At 59.3% G+C, this 17521-nt stretch carries 19 protein-coding genes and 1 tRNA gene; 15 read left to right on the forward strand and 5 right to left on the reverse strand.

Translation table 11 applies throughout. The features are described 5' to 3' along the window. Positions 1-24: 24 nt before the first annotated feature. The 15 genes from aspS to RGV33_RS06115 all read left to right on the forward strand — a co-directional run bounded on the left by aspS (position 25) and on the right by RGV33_RS06115 (position 12355). Positions 25-1800: an aspartate--tRNA ligase gene (gene aspS, locus RGV33_RS06045; RefSeq protein WP_322143497.1), complete on the forward strand. Its 1776-nt coding sequence runs from the start codon at positions 25-27 to the stop codon at positions 1798-1800. A 151-nt stretch (positions 1801-1951) separates the two neighbouring features. Continuing rightward, positions 1952-2698 (forward strand): YebC/PmpR family DNA-binding transcriptional regulator, encoded by a 747-nt coding sequence (locus tag RGV33_RS06050; protein ID WP_010169954.1) that lies wholly within the window; start codon positions 1952-1954, stop codon positions 2696-2698. Positions 2699-2879: 181 nt separating this feature from the next. After that, the gene (ruvC, locus tag RGV33_RS06055) at positions 2880-3404 is read left to right on the forward strand and encodes a crossover junction endodeoxyribonuclease RuvC (RefSeq protein ID WP_218263106.1); all 525 of its coding nucleotides are present in this window, start codon (positions 2880-2882) and stop codon (positions 3402-3404) included. 115 nt (positions 3405-3519) lie between these two features. Further along, on the forward strand, positions 3520-4131 hold the full coding sequence (gene ruvA / locus RGV33_RS06060; protein ID WP_010169952.1) for a Holliday junction branch migration protein RuvA: 612 nt from the start codon (positions 3520-3522) through the stop codon (positions 4129-4131). After that, positions 4132-5190 (forward strand): Holliday junction branch migration DNA helicase RuvB, encoded by a 1059-nt coding sequence (gene ruvB / locus RGV33_RS06065; protein WP_322143498.1) that lies wholly within the window; start codon positions 4132-4134, stop codon positions 5188-5190. It abuts the gene before it with no gap. Positions 5191-5328: 138 nt separating this feature from the next. Then, complete coding sequence (gene ybgC, locus RGV33_RS06070) at positions 5329-5784, forward strand: tol-pal system-associated acyl-CoA thioesterase (protein WP_322143499.1); 456 nt, start codon at positions 5329-5331, stop codon at positions 5782-5784. Position 5785: 1 nt separating this feature from the next. Then, positions 5786-6481: a protein TolQ gene (tolQ, locus tag RGV33_RS06075; protein WP_322143500.1), complete on the forward strand. Its 696-nt coding sequence runs from the start codon at positions 5786-5788 to the stop codon at positions 6479-6481. 23 nt (positions 6482-6504) lie between these two features. Then, the gene (tolR, locus tag RGV33_RS06080; RefSeq protein ID WP_161635741.1) at positions 6505-6957 is read left to right on the forward strand and encodes a protein TolR; all 453 of its coding nucleotides are present in this window, start codon (positions 6505-6507) and stop codon (positions 6955-6957) included. After that, the gene (gene tolA, locus RGV33_RS06085; RefSeq protein WP_322143501.1) at positions 6957-8030 is read left to right on the forward strand and encodes a cell envelope integrity protein TolA; all 1074 of its coding nucleotides are present in this window, start codon (positions 6957-6959) and stop codon (positions 8028-8030) included. Before tolR ends, tolA begins: the two co-directional genes overlap by 1 nt. A 17-nt stretch (positions 8031-8047) precedes the next feature. Further along, positions 8048-9328, forward strand: a complete 1281-nt coding sequence (gene tolB, locus RGV33_RS06090; protein ID WP_032868196.1) for a Tol-Pal system beta propeller repeat protein TolB — start codon at positions 8048-8050, stop codon at positions 9326-9328. Positions 9329-9383: 55 nt separating this feature from the next. Next, positions 9384-9884, forward strand: a complete 501-nt coding sequence (gene pal, locus RGV33_RS06095) for a peptidoglycan-associated lipoprotein Pal (RefSeq protein WP_003209827.1) — start codon at positions 9384-9386, stop codon at positions 9882-9884. 6 nt (positions 9885-9890) lie between these two features. Beyond that, positions 9891-10724: a tol-pal system protein YbgF gene (ybgF, locus tag RGV33_RS06100; protein ID WP_322143502.1), complete on the forward strand. Its 834-nt coding sequence runs from the start codon at positions 9891-9893 to the stop codon at positions 10722-10724. Positions 10725-10889: 165 nt separating this feature from the next. After that, entirely contained in the window at positions 10890-11537 is a 648-nt protein-coding gene (queE, locus tag RGV33_RS06105; protein ID WP_322143503.1) for a 7-carboxy-7-deazaguanine synthase QueE, read from the forward strand. Position 11538: 1 nt separating this feature from the next. Then, positions 11539-12216, forward strand: a complete 678-nt coding sequence (queC, locus tag RGV33_RS06110) for a 7-cyano-7-deazaguanine synthase QueC (protein WP_322143504.1) — start codon at positions 11539-11541, stop codon at positions 12214-12216. Positions 12217-12279: 63 nt separating this feature from the next. Then, a tRNA-Lys gene (locus RGV33_RS06115) sits at positions 12280-12355 on the forward strand. 119 nt (positions 12356-12474) lie between these two features. Here the strand turns inward: RGV33_RS06115 and pstB are convergent. From pstB to lldD, 5 genes are all read right to left on the reverse strand, one after another. Continuing rightward, complete coding sequence (pstB, locus tag RGV33_RS06120) at positions 12475-13254, reverse strand: phosphate ABC transporter ATP-binding protein PstB (protein WP_322143505.1); 780 nt, start codon at positions 13252-13254, stop codon at positions 12475-12477. Next, complete coding sequence (gene pstA / locus RGV33_RS06125) at positions 13254-14072, reverse strand: phosphate ABC transporter permease PstA (RefSeq protein ID WP_322148624.1); 819 nt, start codon at positions 14070-14072, stop codon at positions 13254-13256. Before pstA ends, pstB begins: the two co-directional genes overlap by 1 nt. 50 nt (positions 14073-14122) lie before the next feature. Further along, on the reverse strand, positions 14123-15118 hold the full coding sequence (pstC, locus tag RGV33_RS06130) for a phosphate ABC transporter permease subunit PstC (RefSeq protein ID WP_322143506.1): 996 nt from the start codon (positions 15116-15118) through the stop codon (positions 14123-14125). Positions 15119-15185: 67 nt separating this feature from the next. Continuing rightward, entirely contained in the window at positions 15186-16202 is a 1017-nt protein-coding gene (gene pstS, locus RGV33_RS06135) for a phosphate ABC transporter substrate-binding protein PstS (RefSeq protein WP_322143507.1), read from the reverse strand. Between the two features lie 167 nt (positions 16203-16369). After that, on the reverse strand, positions 16370-17512 hold the full coding sequence (gene lldD / locus RGV33_RS06140; RefSeq protein ID WP_322143508.1) for an FMN-dependent L-lactate dehydrogenase LldD: 1143 nt from the start codon (positions 17510-17512) through the stop codon (positions 16370-16372). Positions 17513-17521: the final 9 nt, after the last annotated feature.

The raw sequence follows: 17521 nt of genomic DNA on the forward strand, positions 1-17521 counted from the left end.
ATTACGAGAAGCGAAACCACTATCATGATGCGCAGCCACTATTGCGGCCAACTGAACGAGACCCTGGAAGGTCAGGAAATCACTCTTTGCGGATGGGTTCACCGTCGCCGCGACCACGGCGGGGTGATCTTCCTCGATATCCGTGATCGTGATGGTCTGGCCCAGGTGGTGTTCGATCCGGACCGCGCCGAGAGCTTCGCCGCCGCCGATCGCGTACGCAGCGAGTACGTCGTGAGGATCACCGGCAAGGTTCGCCTGCGTCCGGCCGGTGCCACCAATGCCAACATGGCATCGGGCATGATCGAAGTGCTGGGCTATGAGCTGGAAGTGCTGAACGAATCGGAAACCCCGCCGTTCCCGTTGAACGAGTTCTCGGACGTTGGCGAAGAAACCCGCCTGCGTTATCGCTTCCTTGACCTGCGTCGCCCGGAAATGGCCGAGAAGCTGCGTCTGCGTTCGCGCATGACCACCAGCATCCGTCGCTTCCTCGACGAGAACGGCTTCCTCGACGTCGAGACGCCGATCCTCACCCGTGCTACCCCGGAAGGCGCCCGCGACTACCTGGTGCCGAGCCGTACCCACGCCGGTTCCTTCTTTGCGTTGCCGCAATCGCCACAGCTGTTCAAGCAACTGCTGATGGTCGCCGGCTTCGACCGCTACTACCAGATCGCCAAGTGCTTCCGTGACGAAGACCTGCGGGCTGACCGCCAGCCGGAATTCACCCAGATCGACATCGAGACCAGTTTCCTCGATGAAAAAGAGATCATGGGCATCACCGAGCAAATGATCCGCAACCTGTTCAAGGAAGTGCTGGACCTGGAGTTCGGCGAATTCCCGCACATGACCTTCGAAGAAGCCATGCGCCGTTACGGTTCCGACAAGCCCGACCTGCGTAACCCGCTGGAACTGGTTGACGTTGAAGACCAGCTCAAGGATGTCGACTTCAAAGTGTTCAGCGGCCCGGCCAACGACCCGAAATGCCGTATTGCCGCGCTGCGCGTTCCTGGCGCCGCGAGCATGCCGCGCAAGCAGATCGACGACTACACCAAGTTCGTCGGCATCTACGGTGCCAAGGGCCTGGCGTACATCAAGGTCAACGAGCGCGCCAAGGGTGTTGAAGGCCTGCAGTCGCCAATCGTCAAGAACATCCCTGAAGCCAACCTCAACGTGATCCTTGATCGCGTTGGCGCGGTCGACGGCGACATCGTGTTCTTCGGCGCCGACAAGTCCAAGATCGTCAGCGAAGCACTGGGTGCACTGCGGATCAAGGTCGGTAACGACCTGAACCTGCTGACCTGCAAGTGGGCGCCGATGTGGGTGGTCGACTTCCCGATGTTCGAAGAGAACGACGACGGCAGCTTCAGCGCCCTGCACCACCCGTTCACCGCGCCCAAGTGCACGCCGCAAGAGCTCGAAGCCAACCCGGCTGGCGCTCTGTCCCGTGCCTACGACATGGTGCTGAACGGCACCGAGCTGGGTGGCGGTTCGATCCGTATCCACCGCAAGGAAATGCAGCAATCGGTCTTCCGCCTGCTGGGCATCAACGAAGATGAGCAGCAAGAGAAGTTCGGCTTCCTGCTCGACGCCCTGAAATACGGCGCACCACCCCACGGCGGCCTGGCTTTCGGCCTGGACCGCCTGGTGATGCTGATGACCGGTGCCCAGTCGATCCGTGAAGTGATTGCCTTCCCGAAAACCCAAAGTGCTGCCGACGTCATGACGCAGGCACCGGGTGTGGTGGATGCCAAGGCACTGCGCGAGCTGCATATCCGTTTGCGCGAAGCACCAAAGGCTGAGTAAGGCCGCAGCGTGAAAGCGCGATAAGGTTTTACATTGTCAGCTAAGGGCGCATCTTCGGATGCGCCTTTGCGTTACAAGGGCTGTACGTTAAAGAGGGAAGTCCCGCCTGGGGCGGGATCGACAGGTTTCTACAGAATTTCGGAGTTGTGTTATGGCTGGCCATTCCAAGTGGGCGAACATCAAGCACCGCAAAGAGCGTCAGGATGCCAAGAAAGGCAAGATCTTCACCAAGTGGATTCGCGAGCTGACCGTAGCTGCGCGCCAGGGTGGCGGTGACCCGGGCTCCAACCCGCGTCTGCGCCTGGCCCTGGACAAGGCGCTGGGCGCCAATATGAGCCGCGACATCATCGACCGTGCCGTGGCCCGTGGCGCCGGTGCGGCCGATACCGATGACATGGTCGAGTTGAGCTACGAAGGCTACGGCCCCGGTGGCGTGGCGGTGATGGTCGAGTGCATGACCGACAACCGCAACCGTACCGCGGCTGCCGTGCGCCATGCGTTCAGCAAGTGTGGCGGCAACCTTGGCACCGACGGTTCGGTGGCCTACCTGTTTGAGCGCAAGGGGCAGATCTCCTTCGCGCCGGGCGTTGATGAAGATGCGCTGATTGAAGCGGCGATGGAGGCGGATGCCGACGACGTGGTGACCAACGAAGACGGCTCCATCGACGTGTTTACCTCGTTTGCGGGCTTCTACTCGGTGCGTAACGCCCTGGAAGCGGCCGGTTTCAAAGGGACCGATGCGGAAATCGTGATGCTGCCGACCACCAGCGCCGAGCTCGACCTGGACGGGGCTCAGAAGGTACTCAAGATGCTCGACATGCTCGAAGACCTGGATGACGTGCAGAACGTCTATTCCAACGCCGATATCCCGGAATCGGTAGCCGAACAGCTCACTTAAGTACACCAAAGATCCAATGTGGGAGCTGTCGAACTCCGGCGAGGCTGCGATGGCATCAACCCGGTCGAGCTGATGCACCGAGGTGCCTTTAGCGCAGGCAAGCCAGCTCCCACAGGGTTCTATGCTGTTTACACAAACCATGTGCCTGGCGCATCCGCTTTAAATCCAACCCGCAGGCGTTATGACTTTAATCCTAGGTATCGACCCCGGTTCGCGAATCACCGGCTTTGGCGTGGTCCAACAGACCCCGCGAGGCTGCGTGTACGTGGCCTCGGGCTGTATCCGTACCGGCGCCGGCGAGCTGGCCGAGCGCTTGCAAATCGTTTATCGCGGCGTGCGTGAAGTAATCCAGACCTATGGCCCCGTGACCATGGGCATCGAAAAAGTGTTCATGGCAAAAAACGCCGACTCGGCCTTGAAGCTCGGCCAGGCGCGCGGCGCTGCCATTGTTGCCGGTGCCGAAGAGGGCATGGAAATCGCCGAATACACCGCGACCCAGGTCAAGCAAGCCGTGGTCGGCACCGGCGCAGCCAATAAGGAGCAAGTGATGATGATGGTCATGCACATGCTCAAGCTCACCTCCAAACCGCAAATCGACGCCTCCGACGCCCTGGCCATTGCCATTTGCCACGCCCATACCCGTTCCAGCCTGATGCCGCACGGCTTGGGCACGGCACGCAGTCGTGGCGGCCGGCTGCGTCTCTGATAGCATCAGCGCAATCATTCTGCGTGGGGTGCATGAACGGCCTGTGCTGTCGGCCGGCATGCCCGCGTTATTACCGGCCAGGCCTTGATCTGAGCCGATTCTTAAGGATTCGAACGTGATTGGACGCTTGCGCGGCACCCTGGCTGAGAAACAGCCGCCGCACCTGATTCTGGATGTAAACGGCCTGGGCTATGAGCTGGAAGTGCCCATGACCACCCTCTACCGCCTACCGTCGGTCGGTGAGCCGCTGACCCTGCACACCCACCTGGTGGTGCGTGAAGATGCCCAATTGCTCTATGGTTTCATCGGCAAGCGTGACCGCGATTTCTTCCGTGAGCTGATCCGCCTCAATGGCGTGGGGCCGAAGCTGGCGCTGGCGTTGATGTCGAGCCTGGAAGTCGATGAATTGGTGCGGTGTGTGTCAGCGCAGGATACGTCCGCACTGACCAAGGTACCGGGTGTCGGCAAGAAAACCGCCGAACGCTTGCTGGTGGAGCTGAAAGACCGCTTCAAGGCCTGGGAAGTCGTGCCGAGCATGTTCGCCCTGGTGCCTAACCAGCCTGATGCGCCGGGCGTTCCGGTGGCCAGCGCTGAAAGCGATGCGGTCAGCGCGCTGATCTCCCTGGGCTACAAGCCACAAGAGGCGAGCAAGGCCGTGTCGGCCATCAAGGACAAGAACCTGAGCAGCGAAGACATGATCCGCCGCGCCCTGAAGGGAATGATTTAAGTGATTGAAGCTGATCGTCTGATCGCGGCCACCGGCCCCCGTGACCGTGAAGAAGTCCAGGACCGGGCCATTCGCCCCCTGAGCCTTGCCGAATACATCGGCCAGCCCACCGTGCGCGAGCAAATGGAACTGTTCATCCAGGCCGCACGCGGGCGTAGCGAGTCACTGGACCACACGTTGATCTTTGGCCCGCCAGGCTTGGGCAAGACCACCCTGGCCAACATCATCGCCCAGGAGATGGGCGTGTCGATCAAGTCCACCTCAGGCCCCGTGCTGGAGCGCCCGGGCGACCTGGCAGCGCTGCTGACCAACCTTGAACCCCACGACGTACTGTTTATCGACGAGATTCACCGGCTATCGCCCATCGTCGAGGAAGTGCTGTATCCGGCCATGGAAGACTTCCAGCTGGACATCATGATCGGCGAAGGCCCTGCGGCGCGCTCGATCAAGCTCGACCTGCCACCGTTCACGCTGGTGGGTGCTACCACTCGCGCCGGAATGCTGACCAACCCGTTGCGCGACCGTTTCGGGATTGTTCAACGTCTGGAGTTCTATAGCACGGCAGACCTGGCGACCATCGTCAGCCGATCGGCGAGCATCCTGGGCCTGCCCCTGGACCCGGAAGGCGCCTTTGAAATCGCCCGTCGTGCCCGTGGTACGCCGCGTATTGCCAACCGTTTGCTGCGCCGGGTGCGCGACTTTGCCGAAGTGCGGGCCAAGGGGCATATCACCAAGCCCGTCGCAGACCTGGCGCTGAACCTGCTGGACGTGGACGAACACGGCTTTGACCACCAGGACCGGCGCCTGCTGTTGACCATGATCGAGAAGTTCGACGGCGGCCCGGTAGGGGTGGACAGCCTCGCGGCCGCCATCAGCGAAGAGCGGCACACGATTGAGGATGTACTGGAGCCGTACCTGATCCAGCAGGGCTACATCATGCGTACGCCGAGGGGCCGAGTGGTAACCCGGCATGCCTATTTGCACTTTGGGTTAAACATTCCGTCACGATTGGGCGAGATGCCCGTAGTAGACGAATTCCTCGATGCAGTAGACGATTAAAAACGCTTGGCGATTCGATTTATTCGGCGTTTGTGCTGTCCTAGTGGCTGGCGTCGTCATTCTTTCGTTAGAAATGAGCCACAGAGTGAAAAACAGTTGCCTGGCCGGATTGGCAACCTGAGGAGTAAGCACTAGAGTATGCGCGCGCAAAACGGGGATCAGTCGTTCGCACATCGCTGTCGCGTTTATTACGAGGACACCGATGCTGGCGGCATCGTTTATTACGTCAATTACCTAAAGTTCATGGAGCGGGCTCGAACCGAGCGGCTACGGGAGCTGGGCTTTGCCCAATCCACGCTTGCAGGGGAGGACCTGTTGTTTGTCGTGCATTCCAGCGAGGCACGTTACTACGCGCCGGCGCGACTGGACGACGAACTGCTGGTCAGCGCAGAAATAACCGAATTGAACCGTGCCAGCCTGCGCTTTAAACAGCAGGTCAGGCGGGCTACGGATGCAACGCTGCTCTGTGAGGGGCAGTTCCTGGTGGCCTGTGTTCGCACCAATAGTTTGAAACCCCGGGCCATTCCCGAAACTCTACGCGCGGCCTTTGCCGCCGTGAGCGGCGCGGGTAAACATTCAGAGCAGGAGATTTAGCGTGGAACCTACCGTCGTCGACCATTCCTCCATGTGGAGCCTGGTCAGCAATGCCAGTGTTGTGGTTCAACTGGTGATGCTGGTCCTGGTAGCCGCATCGGTTACCTCTTGGGTCATGATTTTTCAGCGCAGCAACCTGCTGCGCGCCGGTCGACGTGCCCTGGAGAGCTTCGAGGAGCGCTTTTGGTCGGGTATCGACCTGTCCAAACTGTATCGCCAGGCCGGCAGCAACCCGGACCCGGATTCGGGCGTCGAGCAGATCTTCCGCGCCGGCTTCAAGGAATTCTCCCGTCTGCGCCAGCAGCCAGGCGTTGACCCGGAAGCGGTCATGGAAGGCGTGGCCCGTGCCATGCGCGTTGCCATTTCCCGCGAAGAAGAAAAGCTTGAGCAAAGCCTGCCATTCCTCGCCACCGTAGGGTCCGTGAGCCCTTACATCGGCCTGTTCGGTACCGTGTGGGGCATCATGAACTCCTTCCGCGGCCTGGCCCAGGCCCAGCAAGCGACCCTCGCCACCGTGGCCCCGGGTATCGCGGAAGCGCTGATCGCCACTGCTATCGGCCTGTTCGCAGCCATTCCCGCAGTAATCGCCTACAACCGTTTTGCTGCTCGCGGCGAAACCTTGATCAGCCGTTACTACACCTTCGCCGAAGAATTCCAGGCGATCCTGCACCGTAAAGTGCACACCAGCGAAGAATAAGCAGGTAATTCCCAATGGCTTTAATCGCTCGAGCTCGCAAAAAGCGCAAGCCGGTCGCCGAGATGAACGTAGTGCCCTACATCGACGTGATGCTGGTGCTGCTGGTTATCTTCATGGTGACCGCGCCGATGCTCAATCAGGGCGTGAAGGTTGATCTGCCCAAGGTTTCCAGCGAAGCCTTGCCGCAGGACAACAACACCCAGGTCCTGACCATTTCGATCAAGGCTGACAAGACCTATTACTGGAACCTTGGCAGCGAAGTCGACACCCAGAAGCAGCAGGACAAGGCCATGACCTTGCCGCAGATGACGGATGCGGTGACCAAGATCATTCGCGCCGGCAACGAAGGCGGCAAGCACACCCAGGTGTTCATCCGCGGCGACAAGGTCGTCGACTACGGCTCCGTGATGGGCGCCATGGGCGGGCTGCAGAAGGCCGGCGTCGGTAATGTTGGCTTGATTACCGAGGCGCCCTGATGCACCAACAGCGAGAGCCGTCCGCCTCGGAAAGCTTCTTCTGGCCTAGCGTCTGGGCAATTGCCCTGCACGTCCTGGTGTTTGGCATGCTGTTTGTCAGCTTTGCCATGACCCCGGACCTGCCGCCAGCCAAGCCGATCGTGCAGGCGACCCTGTATCAGCTGAAATCGAAAAGCCAGGCCACCACCCAGACCAATCAGAAGATTGCGGGTGAGGCCCAGAAGTCGGCTGCGCGCCAGACTGAAGTCGAACAGATGGAACAGAAGAAGGTCGAGCAGGAAGCGGTGAAGGCTGCTGCGGAACAAAAGAAAGAAGAGGCGGCTCAAAAGGCCGAGGAATCGAAAAAGGCCGACGAGGCGAAGAAAGCTGAAGAGGCGCAAAAGGCTGATGAAGCCAAGAAAGCCGATAAAGCTGCCGAAGCCAAAAAGGTCGAAGAGAAACAATTGGCTGATATAGCCAAGAAGAAATCTGAAGAAGAAGCCAAGAAAGCTGCCGAAGAAGAGGCCAAGAAAAAGGCCGCTGAAGACGCGAAGAAAAAGATTGTCGAAGACGCGAAGAAGAAAGCCGCGGACGACGCCAAGAAGAAAGCTGAAGCTGACGAGGCGAAGAAGAAAGTCGCCGACGATGCGAAGAAGAAAGCTGCCGCCGATGCCTCCAAGAAAAAGGCCCAGGAAGCAGCACGTAAATCGACCGAAGACAAAAAGGCCCAGGCCTTGGCCGATTTGCTTTCCGACACGCCGCAGCGCCAGCAGGCCTTGGCTGATGAACGTGGTGATGAAGTCGCGGGCAGTTTCGATGACCTGATTCGCTCACGGGCAGCAGAAGGCTGGACACGTCCTCCTTCGGCACGCAAAGGCATGACAGTAGTGCTGCAGATCGGCATGTTGCCGGACGGTACGGTGACTTCGGTCAGCGTGGCCAAGTCCAGTGGCGATGGTTCGTTCGACAGTTCGGCGGTAGCAGCGGTCAAGAACATTGGCCGGTTGACCGAGATGCAGGGAATGAAACCAAGCGACTTCGCTCCCTACCGTTCATTCAAGATGACATTCACACCTGAGGATCTAGCCTTGTGAGAAACCTTCTTCGAGGAATGCTTGTCGTTATTTGCTGCATGGCAGGGATAGCGGCGGCGGATGAAAAGAACATCCTGGTCACCAGCGGTAGCGATCGGGCCACCCCGATCGCCGTTGTACCGTTTGGCTGGCAGGGCGGCAGCGTGCTGCCGGACGACATGTCGCAGATCATCAGCGATGACCTGCGCAACTCCGGTTACTACGCACCGATCGACAAAGGCAACATGATCAGCCAGCCGACCCAGGCCAGCGAAGTCATCTTCCGTGACTGGAAAGCGCTGAACGCCCAGTACCTGATGGTGGGCAGCATCACGCCTGCCGGCGGCCGCCTGCAGATCCAGTACACTCTGTTCAACGTCGCGACCGAGCAGCAAGTGCTGACCGGCAGCGTGTCGGGCACCACGGATCAGCTGCGGGACATGGCGCACTACATCTCCGACCAGTCGTTTGAAAAACTGACCGGGATCAAGGGTGCCTTCTCCACTCGCCTGCTTTATGTAACGGCAGAGCGTTTTTCGGTAGACAACACTCGCTACACGCTGCAGCGTTCCGACTATGACGGCGCTCGTGCAGTGACGTTGCTGCAATCGCGTGAGCCAATCCTGTCGCCGCGCTTCGCACCGGATGGCAAGCGTATCGCCTACGTGTCGTTTGAACAGAAGCGTCCACGCATCTTCGTTCAACACATCGACACTGGTCGCCGTGAGCAGATCACCAACTTTGAAGGCCTCAATGGCGCACCAGCCTGGTCGCCGGATGGTTCACGCCTGGCGTTCGTGCTGTCCAAAGACGGCAACCCGGACATCTACGTGATGAACATGGCTTCGCGCCAACTGAGCCGTGTTACCAGTGGCCCAGGCATCAACACCGAACCGTTCTGGGGCAAGGATGGTTCGACCATCTACTTCACCTCTGACCGTGGCGGCAAGCCGCAAGTCTACAAAACCAGCGTCAACGGCGGCGGCGCCGAACGTGTGACCTTTATTGGTAACTACAACGCGGCACCCAAGCTTTCGGCCGATGAAAAGACGTTGGTGATGATTCACCGTCAGGATGGTTTCACTAATTTCCGGGTTGCGGCCCAGGATTTGCAGCGCGGAACCGTAAAAATCCTCACAGATACCAACCTTGATGAGTCAGCCACTGTTGCGCCCAACGGCACCATGGTAATCTACGCCACCCGCCAGCAGGGCCGGGGAGTCTTGATGCTCGTGTCCATTAATGGACGCGTAAGGCTCCCGCTTCCTACCGCACAAGGCGAAGTCAGAGAACCGTCCTGGTCCCCTTACCTGAACTGACGCGGCGCTACAAAAAGAAGTACTTAACACACTGGGGTTCATTAGGAGTTTCACGATGGAAATGCTGAAGTTTGGTAAGTTTGCTGCTCTGGCTCTGGCTCTGTCCGTAGCCGTTGGTTGCTCGTCTAAAGGCGGCGACAATGCCGGTGAAGGCGCAGCTGTTGATCCAAACGCTGGTTACGGCGCTAACACTGGTGCAGTTGACGGCTCCCTGAGCGAAGAAGCTGCTCTGCGCGCTATCACCACTTTCTACTTCGAATACGACAGTTCGGACCTGAAACCAGAAGCCATGCGCGCTCTGGACGTTCACGCGAAGGACCTGAAAGCTAACGGCGCTCGCGTTGTTCTGGAAGGTAACACCGACGAACGTGGTACTCGTGAGTACAACATGGCACTGGGCGAGCGTCGTGCGAAAGCCGTTCAGCGCTACCTGGTACTGCAAGGTGTTGCTCCGGGCCAACTGGAACTGGTTTCCTACGGTAAAGAGCGTCCAGTTGCTACTGGCCACGACGAGCAGTCCTGGGCTCAAAACCGTCGCGTCGAACTGCGTAAGTAATTCGTCATGCGAACGTGCCGTCGTGCTCTAACTGTATTGGCTCTCAGCCTGGCACCGCTTGCGGTGTGGGCTGCGGTTCCTGTGGAAGATAGCAACTCTGGCTATAACAATAGCGGGAGCAGCTATCCGCCAGCGGGTTATGGCACGAACGGCGCCTATGCCGGGGGAGCGGCGACTGCCGCCCCTTCGGCACAGGGCGAACTGTTCAACCAGCTGCAACGCATGCAGGATCAATTGTCGCAGCAACAAGGCACGATTGAAGTTCTGCAAAATCAAGTGAACCAGCTGAAGCAAGAAGGCCTGGAGCGATACCAGGATCTTGATCGACGTATTGGAGCCGGCGTTACACCAGCCACCACTCCTGATAATTCTTCTGCCGGTGGCGCCCCAAGCGCCGCCGGTGGTGCAGCAGCAGGGGCCGCGGCTGCCAGCCAAGCCCCTGCCGCCAGCAGCGAACCGGGTGACCCGGCGAAGGAAAAGCTGTATTACGACGCAGCCTTCGACCTGATCAAAGCCAAGGACTTCGATAAAGCCAGCCAGGCTTTTACCGCGTTCCTGCGCAAATACCCGAACAGCCAGTATGCGGGCAACGCCCAGTACTGGTTGGGTGAGGTGAACCTGGCCAAGGGCGATCTGCAAGGTGCAGGCCAGGCGTTTGCCAAGGTCAGCCAGCTGTACCCCAAGCACGCCAAGGTGCCGGATTCGCTGTACAAACTTGCTGACGTAGAACGCCGCCTGGGTCATACCGACAAGGTCAAAGGCATTCTGCAGCAGGTGGTGGCCCAATATCCGGGTACCTCCGCCGCGCAGTTGGCTCAACGGGATCTGCAACGCATGTAAGTGTGGCAACCCCGTTTAGAAGAAACCCGCGCCCTGCGCGGGTTTTTTCGTTAGAATCCACGCCCTTTTATGACACACGCTTTTTGGGGTTTACGCGTTGGCGGAATTCCTTGAAGTGCCTGACGGAGGCGGACAGCCTGTTTAGCTGTTACGCCCGTGGCGACTATGCAAGACACATTACGTATCACCGAAGTTTTTTACTCGTTGCAGGGTGAAACGCGCACTGCCGGCCTGCCCACTGTATTTGTGCGCCTCACCGGTTGCCCGCTGCGTTGCGAGTACTGCGACAGCGCGTACGCCTTCAGCGGCGGCACCGTGCGTACCCTTGACGACATCCTCGAACAAGTGGCCGGTTACCGGCCGCGGTATGTCTGCGTTACGGGTGGTGAGCCACTGGCGCAGCCTAATGCCATTCCCTTGCTCAAGCAGTTGTGTGATGCCGGTTACGAGGTGTCGCTGGAAACCAGCGGCGCCCTGGATATTGCTGCGGTCGACCCACGTGTCAGCCGGGTTGTCGATCTGAAGACTCCAGGCTCCAAGGAAGTGCACCGCAACCGTTACGAGAACATCGAGCTGCTGACAGCCAACGATCAGGTCAAGTTCGTCATCTGTTCCCGTGAAGACTATGACTGGGCGACCTCCAAGTTGATCCAGTACGGCCTCGACCGTCGCGCTGGCGAAGTGCTGTTTTCCCCAAGCCACCATGACCTGAATGCGCGTGACCTGGCCGACTGGGTCGTTGCGGACAACTTGCCGGTACGCCTGCAACTGCAACTGCACAAATACCTGTGGAACGACGAGCCGGGGCGCTGAGATGACTGATCACAAGCGTGCGGTCATCCTGCTGTCCGGCGGCCTCGACTCTGCCACCGTGGTTGCCATGGCCCGAGCAGAAGGCTACAGCTGCTACACCATCAGCTTCGACTACGGCCAGCGCCACCGCGCCGAACTCGACGCCGCCGCCCGCGTCGCCCGCGACCTCGGTGTGGTCGAGCACAAGGTGATCGGCCTGAACCTCAACGGCATCGGCGGTTCGGCGTTAACCGACAGCTCGATAGACGTGCCCCAGGCGCCCAGCGAAGGCATCCCGGTGACCTACGTGCCAGCGCGTAACACTGTCTTTCTATCCCTGGCCCTCGGTTGGGCCGAAGTGCTGAACGCCCGCGACATCTTCATTGGCGTCAACGCGCTGGACTACGCCGGTTACCCGGACTGCCGTCCCGAGTACATCGAGTCGTTCGAGCGCATGGCCAATCTTGCGACCAGGGCCGGTGTAGAGGGGCAGGGCTTTCGCATCCTGGCGCCGCTGCAGAGCCGCAGCAAGGCGGATATCGTGAAGGCTGGCGTAGGACTTGGCGTCGATTACTCGCTGACTGTTTCCTGCTATCAGGCGGACAATGATGGTCGTGCTTGTGGGAAATGCGACAGCTGCCGACTGCGTGCTGAAGGCTTCCAGGCGGCCGGAATTACTGACCCAACGCGTTATTTCTGATTTATTTAAAATAAGGTGTTGAATAATCCTTAGAAATCAGTATTATACGCGCCACCACACAGCGGGTCGTTAGCTCAGTTGGTAGAGCAGTTGGCTTTTAACCAATTGGTCGTAGGTTCGAATCCCACACGACCCACCATTTTTGGCGGTTTAGAAAATCCGGAAGGCCCACGCAAGTGAGGATTTCCGGGTTTTTTTTTGCCCAGTAAAAAGCCGATCATTCTCAAGGCTGAGAGTGATCGGCTTTTTTCGTTAAACCTAGCCAAACCGCCCGGTTATATAGTCCTCGGTCTGCTTCATCCTGGGTTTGGTGAAGATCTCATCCGTATTGCCGTGCTCAATCAGTTCGCCCATGAACATGAACGCGGTGCTGTCCGACACGCGCGCTGCCTGTTGCATGTTGTGAGTCACGATGATCACCGTGTACTGCTCTTTCAACTCGGTGATCAACTGCTCGATGCGCCCGGTGGAAATCGGGTCGAGCGCCGAGGTCGGTTCATCCAGCAGCAATACCTGCGGGCGCAGCGCAATGGTGCGGGCGATGCACAGGCGCTGCTGTTGCCCGCCCGAAAGACTTTGGGCGCTCTGCTTGAGTTTGTCCTTCACCTCATCCCACAGCGCGCCGCCGCGCAACGCTTGCTCGACTCGATCATCCATTTCCCGGCGCGACAGTTTTTCATGGTGGCGCACGGCATAGGCGATGTTGTCGTAGATCGACATGGGGAAGGGCACCGGCTTCTGGAAGACCATCCCGACGTGGCTGCGCAGGCGGTTCATCGAGTAGCCCGGTGCCAGGATGTTCTCGCCGTTCAGCAGCACCTCACCGCGGGCTTCCTGCTTGGGGTACATCGAGTAGATGCGGTTGAACACGCGCAGCAAGGTCGACTTCCCGCAGCCCGATGGACCAATGATCGCGGTGATGCGTTTTTCCGGAATATCGATGTCGATGGATTTCAGCGAACGTTGGTTGTTGTAGAAAAACTCCAAACCCCGGACACGGATTTTGGTTTTGTCAGGATCAATTCGGGTCGATTGCATCAGTGGGACCTATTGCGCAAAAGAATCAGGCGAGACAGCAAACTCAGCACCAGCACGAACATCGTCAGTACCAAGGCGCCAGCCCAGGCGAGGGAGTGCCAGTCATCGAAGGGGCTCATGGCGTACTGGAAAATAACCACGGGTACGCTGGCAATCGGTTTGAGCAGGTTGCTGCTCCAGAACTGGTTGCCGAAGGCGGTGAACAGCAGCGGTGCGGTTTCCCCGGTAATTCGCGCCAGCGCCAGCAGGATGCCGGTCACCACGCCAGCCTTGGCGGCCCGCAGGACGATCTGCAGCGTCAACTTCCATTGCGGCACACCCAAGGCCAGGGCTGCCTCGCGCAGGGTCGAGGGCTGCAGTTGGAGCATTTCGTCAGTCGTCCTTACCACCACCGGTATCACCAACAGGGCCAATGCCAGGGCGCCGGCAATGGCGGAGAAACCCACCTGATGATTGGTCAGCAGATTCAGCGGCAGGATCACGCCGGTATAGATGAATAACCCCAGCACGATTGATGGCGCAGACAGCAGGATGTCGTTGATGAAACGAACCGTGGTCCCCAGGCGCGAATGCCGTGCGAACTCTGCCAGCCAGATGCCCGCCATCAGCCCGATGGGCGTACCAATCAGCAGGGCAATCCCCGACATCAGGGCACTGCCATAAAACGCGTTGGCCAGGCCGCCGTCGGTGCCGGGCGGCGGTGTCATCTCGGTAAACAGGCGCAGGTTGAGCGCCTGGAAGCCATTGATGATGGTGGTCAGCAGAATCCACGCCAGCCACAGCAGGCCAAAGGCGGTCGCGCCACAACTGAGCAGCATGGCCACACGGTTCTTGAAGGCACGCTTGCGGTACAGCCGTTCGTTGCTGTTCACAGGCCCTCCTTGCGCGACAGGCGCATGAGCATTAGCCGCGCCAGCGCCAGCACCACGAATGTCACGATGAACAGCAGGAAGCCCAGCGCAATCAGCGCCGAACGATGCAGGTCGGTATAGGCCTCGCTGAACTCGTTGGCGATAACGGACGCGATGGAGCTGCTGGGCATCAGCAGCGAGGCGGAGAACTGTTGCGCGTTACCGAGCACGAAGGTGACGGCCATGGTTTCGCCCAATGCGCGACCGAGTCCGAGAAAGATCCCGCCGACCACTGCCGAGCGTGTGTAGGGCAATACGATGTCCCACACAACTTCCCACGTAGTGCTCCCCAGCGCGTAGGCCGACTCCTTCAATTGAGTCGGCACACTGCGGAAAACTTCATGCATCACCGAGGTAATAAACGGCGTAATCATGATCGCCAGCACGATACCGGCGGTCAGCATCCCGATGCCCAGTGGCGGCCCCTGAAACAGTGAGCCAATCAACGGAAGCGCACCCAGGTAATCGTTGATCCAGGGTGAAAGGTACTCGGCCATAAACGGGCCGAACACGAACAGCCCCCACATGCCATAGATAATCGAGGGAATACCCGCCAGTAACTCAACGGCGGAGGCGACCGGCATTCTCAGCCAGGGCGGCGCTACTTCGGTGAGAAAAATCGCGATGCCAAAACTCACCGGCACGGCAATCAGCAGCGCCAGAAAAGACGTGACCAAGGTGCCGTAAATCGGCACCAACGCGCCGAAGTGGTTGTTGACCGCATCCCATTCGGTGCTGGTGATAAAGCCGAAACCGAAGGTCTTGAAGGCCAGGCCGCCGCCCCATAATGTCGAGGCAGCAATGCTTGCCAGCAACAGCAAGACGAGCATGGCGGCGCCGAACATCGAGCGTTTGAACCACAGGTCATTGCGTTGATCACGAGCGGCGCGGCTGTCACCCGACACATCGCCCGTGTGAGTCGTCATGGCCAGGGTTTGGACAGTTTCATTCATGTCAGATGTGCTCATCCCCTTGCTCAAGCGCCAAGCGGCCTGGGCAAGGGGATCATGGGAGGGCGGATCAGTGGGCGAAGTCAGATTTCCAGTAACCTTCGATCCGGGTCACGAGGGAATCGGGCAACGCTACGTAGTCCAGTGCCGCAGCCTGCTGCTGACCTTTTTCCAGCGACCATTTGAAGAAGTTGAAAGCGGCCTGGCTTTGCTCGGCGTTCTTCGGCTGCTTGTACATGATGATCCAGGTGGTGGCTGTGATCGGCCACGCGTTCTCGCCCGGCGCGTTGGTCATGATCAAGTTGAAGTCCTGGGCGTTGGCCCAGTCGGCGGTGTCAGCCGCTGCCTGGAAGGCCTTGGCGTCAGGCTGAACAAACTTGCCCGATGCGTTCTTCAGCGACGCGTAGGTCATTTTGTTTTGCAGCGCGTAGGCGTATTCGACAAAGCCGATGGAGTTCTTGATCTGCTTCACGTAGGCAGAAACACCTTCGTTGCCCTTGCCGCCCACACCGACTGGCCACGGCACGGTGGTGCCGAAACCGATTTTGGTTTTCCAGCCGTCACTGACTTTGGCGAGGTAGTTGGTGAAGTTGTAGGAGGTGCCCGAGCCGTCCGAGCGGTGCACCACGGTGATGTTCGCGCCAGGCAGCTTCAGGCCAGGGTTGAGCGCGGCAATTGCCGGGTCGTTCCAGGCCTTGATGTCACCGAGGAAAATCTTCGCCAGCACCTCGCCATCAAGTTTCAGTTGGCCCGGGGCAACGCCTTCGACGTTCATCACCGGCACGATACCGCCAATCACGCTTGGGAACTGGCCCAGGCCGCCGGCTTTCAGTTCATCGGCTGACAGCGGCGCATCGGAAGCCCCGAAATCCACAGTTGCCGCCTTGATCTGGGCAATACCGCCGCCAGAACCGATGGACTGGTAGTTGATCCGGTCACTGGAGCCTTTGCTGTATTCCTGGGCCCACTTGGACAGCACCGGGTAAACGAAACTGGAGCCTGCGCCCGTGACGTCAGTAGCGTGAGCGACACCACTCAGGCACAGGGCAGTGAACAACACTGACAGACTCTTTTTGGTCAGCAACATCACGACGACACCTCAAAGGAAAGGGTTAGGTGGAGGGCTCCACCTGTCTGGGACGTGACGATTTAATTCCTGAAATGTGTCTGTTTAATGACGGTTTGATTTTATGAAGAAACATTTAGAAATATCTTGAATGACCCCGGAAGCGCGATTCCGAGGTCGTTCTTCAATTAACCCAGGTTGCGTACCAGAATGGATTCATCGATCTGTGCAATCGACGTCACCCCGGTCAGCGTCATGGCCACGCGCATCTCCTTGGCGAAGATATCCAGCAGGTTTTCCACGCCACGCTGTCCGTCAGCCGCCAGTGCGTAAGCCTGCGCCCGGCCCAGCAGGACGCCCTTGGCACCGAGGGCGAGCATGCGCACCACGTCCAGCCCCGAGCGTATGCCGGAGTCCACCAGCACCGTCAGATCGCTGCCCACGGCTTGTGCGATAGGTGCCAATGCCTTGGCCGTGGACAACACGCCATCCAGCTGCCGCCCGCCGTGGTTGGAGACCACGATACCGTCGGCACCAAAGCTCACCGCGTCCTTGGCGTCCTGCGGGTCGAGGATGCCCTTGATGATCATCGGGCCTTTCCAGAATTCGCGGATCCACTCCAGGTCTTTCCAGCTGATGGAGGGATCGAAGTTGTTGGCCAGCCAGCCGATGTAGTCCTTCAGTTGGGTGGGTTTGCCCAGGTATTTTGAGATGTTGCCCAAGTCGTGAGGGCGGCCCATCAGGCCGACATCGAAGGCCCAGGCCGGTTTGGTCATGGCCTGCAGTATTTGGCGTTGCGGCCCGTAGGCGCCGGACATCCCCGAATGGGCGTCGCGATAACGCGCGCCGGGGGTGGGCATGTCGACGGTGAATACGAGGTTTTTCACCCCGGCGGCCTGGGCTCGCTCCAGGGCGTTTTTCATGAAGCCGCGGTCTTTCAGCACATACAGCTGAAACCAGATCGATTGCGGGCTCTGGGACGCCACTTCCTCGATCGGGCACACAGAAACGGTCGACAGGCAAAACGCAATGCCCTTGTTCGCTGCCGCCTTCGCCGCCTGAACTTCACCACGCCGGGCAAACATGCCGGTCAGGCCCACTGGGCTCAAGATCACCGGCATCGCCAATGGCTGGTCGAACAGCGTGGTTTCAAGGCTCAGGCTTTCGACGTTGCGCAGGATGCGCTGGCGCAGGCTGATATCCGACAGGTCCGAACTGTTGGCCCTGAGAGTGTGTTCGGCGTAGGCGCCGCCGTCGATGTAGTCGAACAGGAAACGCGGCAGTTTGCGGCGGGCGGCTTCGCGGTAATCCGATGCGGACGAAATGATCATGAACAGTGA

Origin of the sequence: Pseudomonas sp. Bout1, from assembly GCF_034314165.1 — a bacterium.
GTDB lineage: Bacteria > Pseudomonadota > Gammaproteobacteria > Pseudomonadales > Pseudomonadaceae > Aquipseudomonas.

Excerpts from the sequence above, each read along its gene's own strand:
- aspS (WP_322143497.1), top strand. The coding sequence starts at position 25 with ATGATGCGCAGCCACTATTGCGGCCAACTGAACGAGACCCTGGAAGGT.
- RGV33_RS06050 (WP_010169954.1), top strand. The coding sequence starts at position 1,952 with ATGGCTGGCCATTCCAAGTGGGCGAACATCAAGCACCGCAAAGAGCGT.
- ruvC (WP_218263106.1), top strand. The coding sequence starts at position 2,880 with ATGACTTTAATCCTAGGTATCGACCCCGGTTCGCGAATCACCGGCTTT.
- ybgC (WP_322143499.1), top strand. The coding sequence starts at position 5,329 with ATGCGCGCGCAAAACGGGGATCAGTCGTTCGCACATCGCTGTCGCGTT.
- tolA (WP_322143501.1), top strand. The coding sequence starts at position 6,957 with ATGCACCAACAGCGAGAGCCGTCCGCCTCGGAAAGCTTCTTCTGGCCT.
- tolB (WP_032868196.1), top strand. The coding sequence starts at position 8,048 with ATGCTTGTCGTTATTTGCTGCATGGCAGGGATAGCGGCGGCGGATGAA.
- pal (WP_003209827.1), top strand. The coding sequence starts at position 9,384 with ATGGAAATGCTGAAGTTTGGTAAGTTTGCTGCTCTGGCTCTGGCTCTG.
- ybgF (WP_322143502.1), top strand. The coding sequence starts at position 9,891 with ATGCGAACGTGCCGTCGTGCTCTAACTGTATTGGCTCTCAGCCTGGCA.
- queE (WP_322143503.1), top strand. The coding sequence starts at position 10,890 with ATGCAAGACACATTACGTATCACCGAAGTTTTTTACTCGTTGCAGGGT.
- queC (WP_322143504.1), top strand. The coding sequence starts at position 11,539 with ATGACTGATCACAAGCGTGCGGTCATCCTGCTGTCCGGCGGCCTCGAC.
- pstB (WP_322143505.1), bottom strand. The coding sequence starts at position 13,254 with ATGCAATCGACCCGAATTGATCCTGACAAAACCAAAATCCGTGTCCGG.
- pstA (WP_322148624.1), bottom strand. The coding sequence starts at position 14,072 with ATGCTGCTCAGTTGTGGCGCGACCGCCTTTGGCCTGCTGTGGCTGGCG.
- pstC (WP_322143506.1), bottom strand. The coding sequence starts at position 15,118 with ATGAATGAAACTGTCCAAACCCTGGCCATGACGACTCACACGGGCGAT.
- pstS (WP_322143507.1), bottom strand. The coding sequence starts at position 16,202 with ATGTTGCTGACCAAAAAGAGTCTGTCAGTGTTGTTCACTGCCCTGTGC.
- lldD (WP_322143508.1), bottom strand. The coding sequence starts at position 17,512 with ATGATCATTTCGTCCGCATCGGATTACCGCGAAGCCGCCCGCCGCAAA.